Origin of the sequence: Nocardia goodfellowii (assembly GCF_017875645.1) — a bacterium.
Lineage (GTDB): Bacteria > Actinomycetota > Actinomycetes > Mycobacteriales > Mycobacteriaceae > Nocardia > Nocardia goodfellowii.
Genome location: NZ_JAGGMR010000001.1, coordinates 4,132,551 through 4,146,346 on the forward strand (window position 1 = coordinate 4,132,551; position 13,796 = coordinate 4,146,346).

The following is a 13,796-nucleotide window of genomic DNA, read 5'->3' on the forward strand; positions in this document are numbered from 1 at the left end:
GGCCTATACAGCGCAATTGCCAGGGGGGTTTCGGCGGTTTGTTCCGGGAAGCCGGTCAAACCGGGCGGAACCGACCGCCGGGCGCGCGGAGCCCGCGCGGCCGCGCCCATTAGGCTGTGCGAACGTGGATACCGCCTCGTTGACCGGCAAGGAACTCGCCGCCGCCATCAATGCCGACACCAAGCAGCGCGCCGCGGCGCGTACCGCGCACGGTCCGGCCCCGCGCCTGGCCCTGGTCGTGGCCACCGACGATCCGGCCAGCGCCTGGTACGTGAACTCGTTGCGCAAGGCCGCCGAACGGCTCGGGATCGCTTGTGACCGAATCGATCTCGGTGCCGACGCGACCGCCGAGCAGATCCGCGCCGAACTCGGCGCGCGCAGCGCGGACCCGGCCGTGGACGCCATCATGCTGCAAACCCCGCTGCCCGAGGGCGTCGCCCTCGACGACGTCAGCTCCTCGATCGCGGCCGCCAAGGACGTCGACGGCGTCAGCCCGCTGTCGCTGGGTCTGCTGGCGTCCGGCCTCGACGGCTTCGTGCCCGCCACCTCCGAGGCAGTGGTCGAATTGCTGAAGCACCACCGGATTCCGCTGCGGGGCCGGCACGTGGCGGTCGTCGGCCGCTCCAATATCGTCGGCAAGCCGCTGGCGCAGCTGTTGCTCGCCGAGGACGCCACGGTCACCGTGTGTCACTCCCGCACCGCCGACCTGGCCGCGATCACCTCGACCGCGGAGATCGTCGTCGCCGCGGCGGGTCGTGCGGGCCTGGTGACCGGCAAGCACGTCGCCGACGGCGCGGTAGTCATCGATGTCGGCACCAACGAGGCCGCGGACGGCGGCATTGTCGGTGACGTCGAGGCGGAATCGGTGCGCGGCAAGGCGTCCGCGCTGAGCCCGGTGCCCGGCGGTATCGGTCCGGTCACCACCGCGCTGCTCATGCGGCACGTGGTGGACGCCGCCGAGAAAGCCGCGAACTAAGCCGGTTTGATCGCGGTGATCAGTGTCTTGCCGCCGTTGCGCTCGGTCACGACGAGCTGCGCGTTGTAGGTGAACGCGTTGCCGTCGGGCCGGTGCTCGGTGACCACGACGATGTACTGCCCGACGAAGGCGCTTTCGGTGACGGCGACGCAGTGCGTGGTCCCGGCCGGCACGCTGTCGATGCCCTGCTGCAGCGCCGCCACCGAGGACACCGCGGCGTCCGAAGCGACCAGGGCGCGGGCTTTCTCGGCGGAACGTTCCACATAGAAGGCGTGCTGGAAGGCGAAGATCGCGCCGGGCCCGGAGTCGACGCCGCCCACGCCGTTGCCCTGAATGCGGTTGCCCACCCGCTCGTTCGGGCACACCGCCGCGGGGGGAGTGACGGAGGCGGGCGCGATATCGATCTCCGTCGAGGTGTTGGAGGCCACCGACTGCGGGGTCGGTCCGCCCTGGAACATGAAGAACGCGGCACCCAGCACGACGGCCGCGAAGAGTGATCCGGCCAGCGGAACCAGCCAGCGCGGCACCGGCGGCCGCCCCTTGGATCGGTCGACCAGCTGGGAGAAGCGGTCGCCCTCGAAGTACTCCGGGTCGCGCGACCGGGCGGATCTGCTGGATTCACGGCTGATCCAGTCGGACCATTCCCCCTGGTAGTCCTGATTGCCGCCGCGCCGTGCCGTCGTATCCGGTCGATCCATTACCCCACCTTCATCAGGTCCTACGCACTCCGCGAATGCGGTCCATCCAGTGCCGCAAGAAAATCCACGCGAAATCTGGACCAACGTCGAGACTAGTGGACGTGACCGGGGGAGCAGGGGTCCCGACTCGCGGATGGCCTAAGTGCGCCTACCCGGCGCGTCGCGGCTCGTTCGGGCCGCAGTCCTCGGGCGAATCCACGTCCAGCAGCGCCAGCAACTCGCGCAGCGTGTCCCGCTGCGGTGGGGACAGCGTCGCGAACAGGTCCGCGGCGGCGCGGCGGCGGTCCTCGGCCATCCGTTCCAGCACCGCGCGCCCCGCCTCGGTCGGCGTGACCAGTGTCGAGCGCCGGCTGGCGGGATCGGCCGCGCGGGTGACCAGGCCCGCGGTCACCAGGGAATCGACCACGGTGGTGGCCGAACGCGGGACGATGTCGAGTCGTTCGGCGAGCGCGGCCATCCGCAGCGGCTCGGTCGAACGGCCCAGGATGCGCAGTGCCCGCGCCTGTCCCGGGGTGAGCCCGAGTGGGGCGAGCCGGGCGTGCATGCTGCGGCGGATCCGGCGCGCGGTGCGCAGAAACAGGTCGGGCAGGTCGTGTTCGGAGCCGCTGTCCATGACGCTGACCATAGCTCATTGTTCTTTTGGCAACTATGAGTCATACTCAGCTTCGTGGCTCAGCCCTGTTCCGAAGGAGGCGCCTTTGCAGCCCACTGATCAGGTTCGCCGGATTCTCCGGCTGTTTCGTCCCTACCGCACTCAACTCGGCGGCGTCGCCGCACTCGTCGGGCTCTCCTCGCTGGTCGGCCTGGCCTCACCCTTCATGCTGCGCGCGATCCTCGACGACGCGCTCCCGCACGGCCGCACCGGCCTGCTCGGCCTGCTCGCCGGCGGCATGGTCCTCGTCGCCGTGCTGACCAGTACCTTCAGCGTGCTGCAGACCTATATCTCCACCACCGTCGGCCAGCAGGTGATGCACGATATGCGGTCGGCGGTCTATGCGCATTTGCAGCGCATGCCACTGTCGTTCTTCACCAGCACGCGCACCGGTGAGGTGCAGTCCCGCATCGCCAACGACATCGGCGGCATGCAGTCGACGGTCACCTCCACCGCCACCTCCCTGGTCTCCAACTTCACCACCGTGCTCGCCGCCGTCGTCGCGATGTTCGCGCTGGACTGGCGGCTCACCTTGATCTCGCTGGCCATGCTGCCGTTCTTCGTCTGGATCAGCCGCCGTGTCGGCAACGAGCGCCGCAAGATCACCAGTCGGCGCCAGCACAAACTCGCGGGGATGTCCGCGATCGTGGAGGAGTCGCTGTCGGTCAGCGGCATCCTGCTGGGCCGGACGATGGGCCGCTCGCCGGCGCTGGTCGCCGACTTCGCGCGGGAATCACGTGGTCTGGTCGACCTGGAGATCCAGGCCAACATGGCGGGGCGGTGGCGGCAGTCGGTCATCCAGATCGTCATGTCCGCCATGCCCGCGGTGATCTACTTCGCGGCCGGTCTCACCGCGGCGGGCGGCACTCCGCTCGTCTCGATCGGCACGCTGGTCGCGTTCACCACATTGCAGACCACCCTGCTGCGGCCGACGGTGATGCTGTTGCAGACCGGGGTCGAGGTGCAGGCTTCGATGGCACTGTTCCAGCGGATCTTCGAATACCTCGATCTGGAACCGGATATCACCGAACCCGCGAAGCCGGTGTCACTGCGGAAGGTGCGCGGCGAAGTCCGCTTCGATCATGTCGGCTTCTCCTACGGGGCGGACTCCGGCGACGTCCTGGCGGACATCGACGTGACCGTGCCCGCCGGGACCAGCTTGGCCGTCGTCGGCGAAACCGGTTCCGGGAAGACGACTCTCGGCTATCTCGTCGCCCGGCTCTACGACGTCACCAGCGGACGCCTCACCATCGACGGCGTCGACGTGCGCGATCTGAGTTTCGCCGACCTGGCCGCCGCGGTCGGGGTGGTGTCGCAGGAGACGTACCTCTTCCACGCGTCGGTGGCCGACAATCTGCGATTCGCCAAACCCGAGGCGACCGACGCGGAATTGCGGGCCGCCGCGCGGGCCGCGCAGATCCATGACCACATCGCCGCCCTGCCGCAGGGGTACGACACCAAGGTGGGCGAACGCGGTTACCGCTTCTCCGGCGGTGAGAAACAACGTCTCGCGGTGGCGCGCGCAATCCTGCGCAACCCGCCGATCCTGGTGCTCGACGAGGCGACCAGCGCGCTGGACACCCGCACCGAACGAGAGGTGCAAGCGGCCATCGACGCGCTGGCGGAGGGTCGCACGGTAATCACCATCGCGCACCGGCTCTCGACCATCCGGGACGCGGATCAGATTTTGGTTCTGGACCAGGGCCGGATCGCCGAACGCGGCACCCACGCCGAGCTCATCGAGCTCGGCGGGCATTACGCGGCACTCATCGCCCGGGACGAACCGGCGCGAATCGCTGCCTGATCACCAGTGCAGGGTGACCGGGTCACCGATATCGAGGACGTTGTACACCCACTGGGCGTCCTCCGGAGACAGGTTGATGCAGCCGTGGCTGACGTTGTCGTAGCCCTGGGAATCGACCGACCAGGGGGCCGAGTGGATGAAAACGCCGCCCCAGGTCAGCCTTTCGGCGAACTCACCCTGGATGACATAGCCCTCGGGCGAGCTCAGCGGGATGCCGATCGTGCGCGAGTCGAAGGTCACCGAGCGGAACTTTTCCAGGACGGGGAAGGTACCGGCCGGGGTTTCGAAGCCGGGTTTACCGTAGGAGGCGTTCATGGTGCGGGGCACGCCGCCGACGGTCACGGTGAAGGTGTGGTTCGACATATCACCTTCGGCGAATGTCCCTGCACTGGTTCGGAATTCCGTGGGCGCGGCCTGTACGGCGCCGGGCGCCCCGAGAACGGTCAGAGCGAGGACCGATAGCGCGAGGAACAAGTATCTGAGTGCGCTCCTCATGACTTCCACCCCTTTCGAGATGGTGTGGTACGCGAAAGACCAGTCTAGCCCCCTATCAGAAGGGCCGACGGTTCAATGTTGAGCTATACGTCTTTCGAGTACCCGCTGCTCGCCGCTTGACACACCCTCGGGCTCAGCTGCTCCGCACGGCGTGCAGCACGTCGGCGTGCAGTGCGTCCGCGCGGGCGGCCAGCGCCTCGACGCGCATCAGCGCGGGCGCGAACTCGTCGCCGTGAACGGCGTCGAGCGAAGCCACGTTGATCTCGATATTGAGCCGGGAGCTCGTCGCGGCGGCGCGGGCGGCATCCGCGGCGGCGCCGATGTCGGTCACCACGTTCGGGTTACCGATCGGCAACAGCTCGGCCGCCAGCGACAGGATCTCGTCGGCCTCGTCGACGACGGCCGAGGGCACTCGCGCCGCGCCGATCAGCGCTTCGGTGATCGCCTCCGCCCGGCCTTCGGATTCCTTGGGCAACTTGTAGGCGGCGCCGACCGCGGTGAACGCCGCGGCGTCGGCGTCGACGAGGGCCAGCGCGCGTGCCCGGCAGGCGTCGGCTGCCTCGATGACCCGGTCGATCACCGGCTTGTGCTCGGCATCTTTGGCGCGGGTGGTGTAGCGCGCGACCATCGCGATCAGCGCGGCGCCCTGTGCGGCGTGCAGCGCGGCCACCGCGCCGCCACCGGGAGCCGGCACCTTGGCGGCGAGCTCACCGAGATAATCCGCGACGGTGCTGGCACCGAAGGAGGGCGCGGTTCCGGTGGATGCGTTGCTCGGCTGCGACACGGGTGGTTGGCCTTTCGTTGCGGCGATGACGTGGAGAGCTACCGGTAACGCTACCGCCCGGTGCACGGCAACCAGCGAGCGGCGGTTAGGTTGAGACCCATGCGGATCGGATTGGGCATCAACTATTCGGGCGGCTTCAAAGAAGCGGCCGCCGAAGTGGCCGACCTGGAGAAGGCCGGACTCGACATCGTCTTCGTGCCGGAGGCGTACTCGTTCGACGCGGTCAGCGCGCTGGGCTACCTGGCCGCCAAGACCGAGCGCCTGGAGCTGGCCTCGGGCATCCTGCAGATCTACACCCGCACCCCGAGCCTGACCGCGATGACGGCGGCCGGCCTGGACTTCGTGTCGGAAGGCCGGTTCACTTTGGGGCTCGGCGCCTCCGGTCCGCAGGTGATCGAGGGCTTCCACGGCGTGCCCTACGACGCGCCGATCGGCCGTACCCGGGAACTGGTGGAGATCTGCCGCAAGGTGTGGCGCCGGGAGAAGCTGGAGTACCAGGGCAAGCACTACCAGATCCCGCTGCCCGCCGACCAGGGCACCGGCCTGGGCAAGTCGCTCAAGCTGATCAATCACCCTGTGCGCGAACGGATTCCGATTCTGCTGGCGGCGCTCGGCCCGAAGAACGTGCAGCTGGCCGCGGAGATCGCCGAGGGCTGGCAGCCGATCTTCTTCCTGCCGGAGAAGGCGAAGCGGGTCTGGGGCGAATCGCTGGATGCCGGTCTGGCCAAGCGTGATCCGAGCCTGGGCGAGCTCGACGTGTACGCGGGCCCGGCGCTGGCGATCGGCGAGAACGTCACGCCGCTACTGGAATTCGTGAAACCGCACCTGGCGCTCTACATCGGCGGCATGGGCGCCAAGGGCAAGAACTTCTATCACACCCTGGCCACCAATTACGGCTACGGCGCCGCGGCCGACAAGATCCAGGAGCTGTACCTGGCGGGCAAGAAGGAAGAAGCCGCCAAGGCCGTGCCGGACGACCTGGTGCGCGACATCTCGCTGGTCGGCCCGGCCGGATACGTGAAAGAACGGGTCGCCGCGTTCAAGGAAGCCGGTGTGACCGTGTTGAACGTGGTTCCGATGGCGGCCACCGCGGGCGATCGCGTCAAACTGATCGAGCAGCTGCGCGAACTCGTCTGACACCGCGCGCACGCCGATGGCCGGGATCCCTCGACGATCCCGGCCATCGGCGTTTCTACCGGGGGGTCAGGAGGTGAAAGCGGCCAGCGCGTCGTCCAGCGTGGAGTACAGCGAGAACACCTGATCCAGGCTGGTCATCTTCAGCTGACGGCTGGTGGCGGGCCCGTCGGCCACCACGGCGATGGTGGTGGCGTCACCGGCGCGCTGGTGCGCGGCGACCAGCGCGGCCATGCCGGCGGAAGCCAGGAAGCTGACGCCGGTGAGATCGATGATGAGGGCACGGGGCTGGTCGGCGAGCACGCCCTCGATCGCGGTTTCGAGCGCCGGTGCGGTGGCCAGATCGACCTCGCCCGCCACGGTGAGGACAGTCGTGCTGTCGTGCACCGCGACCGCCGTGGTCATCGTGTCCGAAAGTGGATGCGCGTCTCCGGAAGTGTTGGTCACGGTCACCAACCCTACCGGCTGGCTGGGGGCCGTGGTGCCGCTCCGATCACCGGCCCCCGCTGTTTGCTCCCGGCCGGCCCGGGTATGCGGCCGTAGACCGGCGTCGTTCTCCGGAACGGCGATCGCACCCGGCCGGGCAAACGGCTCGGCCGGGACGACGAAAGAGGTTAATGATGAGCAGTTTGGCAGCCACCGTCGACGTCGAGGTACCGGTTCGCACCGCCTACAACCAGTGGACGCAATTCGAGACCTTCCCGCAGTTCATGGAAGGCGTGGAGCAGGTGCAGCAGCTCGACGACCGGCACACGCACTGGAAGATTCATGTCGGCCCGTCGACGCGCGAATTCGATGCCACGATCACCGAGCAGCATCCGGACGAGCGGGTGGCCTGGCGCTCCGACAGCGGCCCGAATCACGCCGGTGTCATCACCTTTCACCGGCTCGACGACACCCACACCCGGGTGACCGCCCAAATGGAGGTCGACCCAGAGGGATTCGTGGAGAACGCCGCCGACAAGCTCGGCGTGCTGAAGCATCGTGTGCACGGCGACATGCAGCGCTTCAAGAAGTTCATCGAGGGCCAGCACCACGAGACCGGTGCCTGGCGCGGTGACATTCCGCGCCCGGACGCCCGATAACACGCTCCTGTCGGTCACCCTTCCAGCCCGGCGAACTCACGATGCGCTGTCAGATTTGGCGGTTCGTGCCCCGAAGCGGGTTCGCCACCGGCGATTTGATCGCCGGGAGGGTGACCGACATGCGTACCCGGGTGCCCGGCTCGGTGTGGTCGATCTCGAGTTCCTCGGTGAGCGCGCGCATCATGTCGATGCCGCGGCCGCGGTTCCCGGGGTCGGCCGAGCGGGGCTTCCAGGTGCCGGTATCGCGCACCAGGATCGTCACCCGCTCGGTGTCGCACTCGGCGGTGAGCAGGACTTGGTTGTCCGCCGCGCCGTTGCTCAGGTACGCGTGCTCGATGCTGTTGCTGCAGGCTTCGTTCGCCGCGGCGACGAGGTCGGACGCCAAGTCGTGCGGTACGGCGGCCGCGGCCAGCCACCCTTTGAGTTTGCGGCGCAGCGCGGCCAACTGGTCGGGATCCGCGGGCACTTCCAGATGCAGGGAGGCCGGGGGCTGGCGGTAGACCACCATGGCGACGTCGTCGTCGTAACCCGCCGCCGGGCGAAGCCGCGAGAGCACCGCGTCGGCTACTTCGCGAGGGAGTTTGCCCGCGGTATCGGCCAGCACCGCGGAGATCTTGGCGAAGCTCTCATCGATGTCGACGCCGCGATGTTCGACCAGGCCGTCGGTGAACAGCACCAGGGTCGACCCGGGAGTGAGCGCGGTGGTGGCTTCCGGTCGCCGGGGTGTGTCGAAGGTGGCCAGCGGGACCGCCCGCCCGCCTTCCAGTAGTCTTCCCGCCACTCCGACATCGGCGAGGATCGGCGGCATGTGCCCGGCGCTCGAATAGCGCACCAAGCCGCGTTCCGGATCCAGGACCGCCGCGCAGACGGTGGTGCACATCGCGCCCGGGATCCGCGCGGCGACGGCGTCGAGTTCGGCGAGCAACTGCGCCGGGCCCGCGCCGCGTAGCAGCAAAGCCCGTGCGGCCGTGCGCAATTGGCCCATCACCACCGCGGCCGACAGACCACGGCCGACACAGTCGCCGACCACCACGCCGATGGTGCCGTCGTTGAGCGGCACCACGTCGTACCAGTCGCCGCCGATCTCCAGCGGCGGTAGCGCGGGCTCGTAGTGCACCGAGAACCGCGGAGGCAACTCGATCGGTCCGAGCATGGCGCGCTGCAGCGTCAGCGAGGTGGAACGAGCCTGATCGAAGTTGCGGGCGCGCTGCACGGCCAGGCTCAAATGGCCGATCAGCAGCGAGAACAGCGTCCAGTCGGCGGCGGTGATAGCGCGCGGCGCGGCGAAGCGCAGCCAGAGCGCGGCATCGCCGACTTCGCCCAGCGGGGCCACGATGCCCTCGGAGCTCTCGGTGCCCTCCGGGATCGCGAAAAGGCTGCGCGGCGGACGCCGCCGGGCTCGTTCCAGCAGCGCGGTGGCGCGGTCGTCCAGTTCGGGGGCCTCGATATTGCGCGAATTGCGTTCCACCGCACCGGAAACGTAGACCTCGGGACGGGTATTGCGGTTCGGCCAGACCGACACCACCGCCGATTCCGCGCCGACGGTGCGCCGCAATTCGTCCAGACCCACCGCGAGCACCTCGACCACGCTGGTGGCCGCCCCGACCGCGGTCGCCAGCCGGGACGCGGCCTGATCGCGGGCCTGCGCATCGTGTTCGGCGGTGACGTCGCGGATGGTGCCGACGAAGATCTGCTCGTTGTTCTCCGGCTTGATCAGCGATGACGTGCTGACCGCGAGCCAGACGTCCCGGCCGTCGCGATGCCGGACCGGGATGACGAACCGCTGCGCCACCGTACCCAGATCCGGGTAGCGCGGCCCGGTCGGCAGCGACCACGGATGCGGCAGTGGGTAGGGGAGCCCGGCGGCGCCGTATCCGGTGAGCGCGCCGAACGCCGAGTTGACCTCGATGATGGTGCCGCGCGAATCGGCGACGAAGAAACCGTCCTGCAGCGATTCCACCAGCGCGGTGCGGAAGGCGTCGCGGCCCGCGAGATCATCGGCGCGGGAACGCTGTTGCTCGTAGCGGCGCAGGCCGCCGAGATAGCCGCGGGTGGCGATATCCAGCGCGGCCATGGTCTGGAGCAGGAACTCCAGCGCCGGTTCGGCGATCGGCTGCTCGGGGCTGTCGTTCGTCGCCACAAACCGGAAATGGTGTTCGGTAAGATCGAGCAGGCTGACGTCCTCGACCAGGGCCCGGCGGCCCAGGTCGTAACCTTCGGCGAGACTGGCGTGCGTCGGCGAATCCAGGTGGCGCCGTAGCGCGTTCGCGTAGGCGTCCAGAAACGCCGCCAGCACATCACTCATTGCGATCCGTTCGAAGTCCCGCCGCGATGGCGGGCGGCCAAGACCAGGGCGTCGTCGGTGTCCTTGGAATGCCGGCTGAGAATCTCCGCGGTGATCTCGGCGGTGGACTTGGAAAGGTCGATACCGTCGACGGATTCGGCGACGATCCCGTCGGTCGACATGAGCAGCAGATCACCGGCCCGCACCGGCACGGTCTGCGCTTGCAGATTCGGCGGCAGCCGATAGCCGACGATGCCGCCGGTCATCAGCACCGTCGCGCGCACGGTGAGCCCGGCCGGGCCGACGGTGAGTACCCGCGACTCCACATTGCCGACACCCAGCCAGTCGATGCTCTCGGCACAGTCGAACAGCGCCAACGACACCGCGGCGCCACGGGTATCGGCCATCGCCCGGTGACACAGCAGCATCAGCACATCGAGCGGTTCGGCGCGGTTCTCCGACAGTACCTGTGCCGCACGGTCGGCCGCGTCGGCGGCCGGAGCGCCGTGACCCAGCCCATCGAGCACGCCGAAAAGCACGGAGCCGCCGCCGGTTTCGAGGACCACGCAGCGGTCACCGGATACCCGCTGCCCAGGCAGTGCGCGTCCGGCCACCGCCCATTCGATCCGACCGACGAAGCCGTCCTCATGCACCGGCGGGCACCCACTTCCACATTTCGATCAGGGTGCCCCGCCCGGGGGCGGAGTCGATGATGAGCCGGTCCATCAGCCGGCGCGCGCCCGGCAGGCCGAGGCCCAGACCACGTCCGGTGGAGTAGCCGTCGTCGAGCGCGCGGGCGATATCGCGGATGCCCGGGCCCTGGTCTTCGGCTTGCACCACCAAGGCCTGTCTGCCGTCGCGTTCGTCGACGAGCAGGCGGACTTCGCCGCTGCCCGCGTAACTGGTGATGTTGCGGGCGATTTCGGAGATGGCCGTGGAGATCATGGTGCGGTCGGTGAGGGAGAAACCGAGCCTTTCGGCGAGTTCCCGGCCGGCCTGACGCGCGATCACGATGTCACCGGACACCTTTACCGCGATCACCATGTTCTCAGCGGCCACTGTCACGACCGTCTCGCTGGTGCCGTTTCGAGGCCTTGCGGTCCAGCCACGCAAGCCCTTCTTCCAGGTCCAGGGCGGTGTGCATGTCCTCGAAGGTGAGGCCCAATTGCACCATGGCGAAGGCGACTTCCGGCTGCAGTCCGACAATCACCGTTTCGGCGCCGCGTAACTGCGTCATGTGCGCGATGGTACGCAGCGATCTGGCCGCGAACGAATCCATCACATCGATCGCGGTGACATCGACGATGATGCCGTGCGCGCGATATTTGGAGACCTGCTTCATCAGGTCGTCCTGCAGGCGCTCGGTGTCGGCGTCGGTCAAGGCTGATTGAACCGACGCGATCAGATACGTGCCCTGCTTGAGAATGGGTACCGGCATCAGCCCGCCCGACTACCGTCCGTCGCGTTCGGTCAGGAGTCGATCGGTCACGCGAGTGACTTCATAGCCCAGCAGGCGCTCGGCCTCTTCGATACCACCCTGGAGGTCGCCGACGGCGTTCATCTTCGACAGATCCAGGCCGATCGTCACCAGGGTGAGCGCGATCTCCGAGGACAGGCCCGTGATGATGACGTTCGCGCCCATCAGGCCGGAGGCGTCGACGGTCTGCACCAGGTGGTTGGCCACCGTGGAATCGATCTGCGGCACACCGGTGATGTCGATGACGACCACTTTGGCGCGGTTGGCGCGGATGGCGCGCAGCAGCTGCTCGGTGAGCTGGCGGGCGCGCTGGCTGTCCAGCACGCCGATGATCGGCAGGATCAGCAGCTGTTCGCGCACCTGGAGCACAGGCGTGGACAGCTCGCGAATCGCTTCCTGCTGCTGACGGATAACGCGCTCGCGCTCCTGCACGAACGAGATGGCCACCGTACTCGCGATGCGGTTGGCGGCCGGTTCGTAGGCGTCGAGCACCTGATTCAGCAGCTCGAAGTTGGTCTGGTACTTCTCGAACAGCGAGCGGGCGAGCACGTCGCGCAGCAGCAGCACGATGCCGATGACCTCATCGGTCTCGACGCCTCGGGGAATGATGCGCTCGGACAGATCGCGGGCGTAGGCCTGTAGCGCGTCGACGCTACCGGTGACCAGCACCTCGACATAGTTGTCGTACATCGAGGTCGCCTCGGAGAAGATCTCCTCGGGGGTCATCGCGGTCAGCAATTGCGTGTCGGTAATGCGCCTGGCCCATTCCTCCCGCAGTGCGGTGCGGTTCTGGCGCAGGTGCTCCACCAGCTCGGGCAACAGGTTGTCGTCGACCGGGCCGACGGGCAGCGAGTCCGCCGAAAGGCTCATGGACACCTCGGACATGGAAATTCCAGCCCCTTTCGACGGGTGAGTCAGTGCGTTCGTACGGTCGGCCTGCGAGCCGACACCGAGCCTAGTCATACCCCAGCCGCCCTGTCGCCGAAACCTGAGGGTAGCTCGGAGAAGCCCCGCTCCAGCGCCGAGAGGGCTTGCTCGAGGTAAACGGTCAGGTCGGCGTCGGCGCGCGGCCGGTGACCGCCCGCTTGCGGAGCGGGCGGGGTGGAGCGGTTCAACCAGGCGTCGAAGGCGGCGCGGGCCGCGGCCAGGGTGGTCCGGCCGACGGCCAGCGGGATCAAATCGTTCTCGGCGGCGCCGAGCCGGCGGGCGGCGAAGGAACTGACCGCGCGTTCCCAGGCGTCGTAGTGCGCGCCGGCGGTGGCGGCGAGCGCGGGCACGCTGGCGATCAGGTGCATGCGGGTGCGCAGCTCAGGGATGTCTTCGGCGCGATAGGTATTGACGTCCACCACGACTCGGCGCACCGCGGTCATCATCGGCACCGTGTCCGCGATGGTGGCGAAAGCGGCTTCCAGGGCGGCTATCTCGTCGTCGAACTGGGACCAGAGCACTTCGGCCTTGGTGGGGAAGTAGCGGAAGAAGGTGCGCCCGCTGATGCCCGCCGCCGCGGCGATCTGCTCGACCGTGGTGTTGTCGAAGCCGTGCGCGCTGAACAGTCGCATGGCGATCAGTTCGAGTTCCCGCTTGGTGGTGCCGCGGGGGCGGCCGCGGGTGGTGGTGCCCTGCCCTGTCACGAAAATCATTATGACAGTGCGGAACGTATTGATTATGTCAGCGAGTGACGTTAATCTCGCCTGGTGGTAGAACGCGTTTCAGATCTGGCCTGGCCCGAGGTGGGCGCACGGGCGGAGCGCGGCGTGATCCTGGCGGTCCCGGTGGGCTCGACCGAGCAGCACGGGCCGCATCTACCGCTGTCCACCGACACCGATATCGCTGTGGAACTGTGCCGCCGATTGGCCGAGCGCAGGCCGGATGTGCTTGTCGCCCCAGCGATTCCGTACGGCTCCAGCGGCGAGCACGCCGGATTTCCCGGCACGCTGTCGATCGGGCAGGCCGCGCTGGAACTGCTGATCGTGGAGCTGTGCCGTTCGGCCACCGCGACTTTCGACCGCATCGTGCTGGTCAACGGGCACGGCGGTAACGCCGCACCGCTGGAACGCGCGGTGCGCCTGCTGCGCGGCGAATCCCGCGACGTGCGCCTGTGGGGGCCGCGCTACCAGGGTGACCTGCACGCGGGCCACTGCGAAACCGGCATGCAACTCGCGCTGGACCCGGCTCGGGTACGCGTCGCGCGCGCGGAAGCCGGTGACCAGCGCCCGCTGACGGAGATCTTCCCGCTGCTGGCCGCCGGTGGCGTGCGCGCGGTGAGTCCGAACGGCGTGCTGGGTGACCCGACGCACGCCACCGCCGCGGACGGCAGCCGACTCCTCGACGAACTCGCCACGCAGGTGGAAAAGGACAGCCGGTCCTGGTGGCCGGTCGAGCAAATCAGACACAGATAGGGCCGGAC

Annotated in this window: 15 protein-coding genes and 1 pseudogene; 5 read left to right on the forward strand and 11 right to left on the reverse strand. The window is 68.3% G+C overall.

Going from position 1 to position 13,796, the window contains the following annotated elements; all coding sequences use genetic code 11:
• The first annotated feature begins 124 nt into the window (after positions 1–124).
• Positions 125–976, forward strand: a complete 852-nt coding sequence (locus tag BJ987_RS18950; protein ID WP_209891743.1) for a bifunctional 5,10-methylenetetrahydrofolate dehydrogenase/5,10-methenyltetrahydrofolate cyclohydrolase — start codon at positions 125–127, stop codon at positions 974–976.
• Here the strand turns inward: BJ987_RS18950 and BJ987_RS18955 are convergent.
• The gene (locus BJ987_RS18955; protein ID WP_209891745.1) at positions 973–1,674 is read right to left on the reverse strand and encodes a DUF8176 domain-containing protein; all 702 of its coding nucleotides are present in this window, start codon (positions 1,672–1,674) and stop codon (positions 973–975) included. The genes BJ987_RS18950 and BJ987_RS18955 overlap by 4 nt on opposite strands.
• 148 nt (positions 1,675–1,822) lie before the next feature.
• On the reverse strand, positions 1,823–2,287 hold the full coding sequence (locus tag BJ987_RS18960; RefSeq protein WP_209891747.1) for a MarR family winged helix-turn-helix transcriptional regulator: 465 nt from the start codon (positions 2,285–2,287) through the stop codon (positions 1,823–1,825).
• A gap of 85 nt (positions 2,288–2,372) precedes the next feature.
• On the opposite strand from BJ987_RS18960, the gene BJ987_RS18965 reads away from it, so the two are divergent.
• Positions 2,373–4,130, forward strand: a complete 1,758-nt coding sequence (locus BJ987_RS18965) for an ABC transporter ATP-binding protein (RefSeq protein WP_245366033.1) — start codon at positions 2,373–2,375, stop codon at positions 4,128–4,130.
• Here BJ987_RS18965 and BJ987_RS18970 read toward each other — a convergent pair.
• Positions 4,131–4,535: pseudogene (locus BJ987_RS18970) on the reverse strand (L,D-transpeptidase); the annotation flags it as partial. It abuts the gene before it with no gap.
• 223 nt (positions 4,536–4,758) lie between these two features.
• Entirely contained in the window at positions 4,759–5,409 is a 651-nt protein-coding gene (locus BJ987_RS18975) for a cyclodeaminase/cyclohydrolase family protein (RefSeq protein WP_209891757.1), read from the reverse strand.
• Between the two features lie 99 nt (positions 5,410–5,508).
• On the opposite strand from BJ987_RS18975, the gene BJ987_RS18980 reads away from it, so the two are divergent.
• Positions 5,509–6,546, forward strand: coding sequence for an LLM class F420-dependent oxidoreductase (locus BJ987_RS18980; protein ID WP_209891760.1), 1,038 nt, complete (start codon positions 5,509–5,511; stop codon positions 6,544–6,546).
• 66 nt (positions 6,547–6,612) lie between these two features.
• On the opposite strand, the gene BJ987_RS18985 is transcribed toward BJ987_RS18980, so the two are convergent.
• Positions 6,613–6,948, reverse strand: a complete 336-nt coding sequence (locus BJ987_RS18985; RefSeq protein ID WP_209898688.1) for an STAS domain-containing protein — start codon at positions 6,946–6,948, stop codon at positions 6,613–6,615.
• A 215-nt stretch (positions 6,949–7,163) separates the two neighbouring features.
• Between BJ987_RS18985 and BJ987_RS18990 the strand changes: the two genes are divergently transcribed.
• Positions 7,164–7,628, forward strand: coding sequence for an SRPBCC family protein (locus BJ987_RS18990; protein ID WP_209891764.1), 465 nt, complete (start codon positions 7,164–7,166; stop codon positions 7,626–7,628).
• A gap of 49 nt (positions 7,629–7,677) precedes the next feature.
• On the opposite strand, the gene BJ987_RS18995 is transcribed toward BJ987_RS18990, so the two are convergent.
• The 6 genes from BJ987_RS18995 to mftR all read right to left on the reverse strand — a co-directional run bounded on the left by BJ987_RS18995 (position 7,678) and on the right by mftR (position 13,020).
• The gene (locus BJ987_RS18995) at positions 7,678–9,933 is read right to left on the reverse strand and encodes a SpoIIE family protein phosphatase (protein ID WP_209891766.1); all 2,256 of its coding nucleotides are present in this window, start codon (positions 9,931–9,933) and stop codon (positions 7,678–7,680) included.
• A complete protein-coding gene (locus BJ987_RS19000; protein WP_209891769.1) occupies positions 9,930–10,565 on the reverse strand; it encodes a SpoIIE family protein phosphatase in 636 nt (211 codons plus the stop codon). The genes BJ987_RS18995 and BJ987_RS19000 overlap by 4 nt, the downstream gene beginning before the upstream one ends.
• Positions 10,558–10,956, reverse strand: coding sequence for an ATP-binding protein (locus tag BJ987_RS19005; protein WP_209898691.1), 399 nt, complete (start codon positions 10,954–10,956; stop codon positions 10,558–10,560). The genes BJ987_RS19000 and BJ987_RS19005 overlap by 8 nt, the downstream gene beginning before the upstream one ends.
• A 4-nt stretch (positions 10,957–10,960) precedes the next feature.
• On the reverse strand, positions 10,961–11,350 hold the full coding sequence (locus BJ987_RS19010; RefSeq protein WP_194813806.1) for an STAS domain-containing protein: 390 nt from the start codon (positions 11,348–11,350) through the stop codon (positions 10,961–10,963).
• Positions 11,351–11,362: 12 nt separating this feature from the next.
• The gene (locus tag BJ987_RS19015) at positions 11,363–12,274 is read right to left on the reverse strand and encodes an STAS domain-containing protein (RefSeq protein WP_194813805.1); all 912 of its coding nucleotides are present in this window, start codon (positions 12,272–12,274) and stop codon (positions 11,363–11,365) included.
• 74 nt (positions 12,275–12,348) lie between these two features.
• Entirely contained in the window at positions 12,349–13,020 is a 672-nt protein-coding gene (gene mftR, locus BJ987_RS19020) for a mycofactocin system transcriptional regulator MftR (protein ID WP_307869671.1), read from the reverse strand.
• Positions 13,021–13,083: 63 nt separating this feature from the next.
• Between mftR and mftE the strand changes: the two genes are divergently transcribed.
• Positions 13,084–13,788, forward strand: a complete 705-nt coding sequence (gene mftE / locus BJ987_RS19025) for a mycofactocin biosynthesis peptidyl-dipeptidase MftE (RefSeq protein ID WP_209891775.1) — start codon at positions 13,084–13,086, stop codon at positions 13,786–13,788.
• The last annotated feature ends 8 nt before the right edge of the window (positions 13,789–13,796 follow it).

Bases quoted from the DNA above. Each gene is read 5' to 3' on its own strand.
- BJ987_RS18955 (WP_209891745.1), bottom strand. From the start codon at position 1,674: ATGGATCGACCGGATACGACGGCACGGCGCGGCGGCAATCAGGACTAC.
- BJ987_RS18960 (WP_209891747.1), bottom strand. From the start codon at position 2,287: ATGGACAGCGGCTCCGAACACGACCTGCCCGACCTGTTTCTGCGCACC.
- BJ987_RS18980 (WP_209891760.1), top strand. From the start codon at position 5,509: ATGCGGATCGGATTGGGCATCAACTATTCGGGCGGCTTCAAAGAAGCG.
- BJ987_RS18985 (WP_209898688.1), bottom strand. From the start codon at position 6,948: ATGACCACGGCGGTCGCGGTGCACGACAGCACGACTGTCCTCACCGTG.
- BJ987_RS18990 (WP_209891764.1), top strand. From the start codon at position 7,164: ATGAGCAGTTTGGCAGCCACCGTCGACGTCGAGGTACCGGTTCGCACC.
- BJ987_RS18995 (WP_209891766.1), bottom strand. From the start codon at position 9,933: ATGAGTGATGTGCTGGCGGCGTTTCTGGACGCCTACGCGAACGCGCTA.
- BJ987_RS19005 (WP_209898691.1), bottom strand. From the start codon at position 10,956: ATGGTGATCGCGGTAAAGGTGTCCGGTGACATCGTGATCGCGCGTCAG.
- BJ987_RS19010 (WP_194813806.1), bottom strand. From the start codon at position 11,350: ATGCCGGTACCCATTCTCAAGCAGGGCACGTATCTGATCGCGTCGGTT.
- BJ987_RS19015 (WP_194813805.1), bottom strand. From the start codon at position 12,274: ATGTCCGAGGTGTCCATGAGCCTTTCGGCGGACTCGCTGCCCGTCGGC.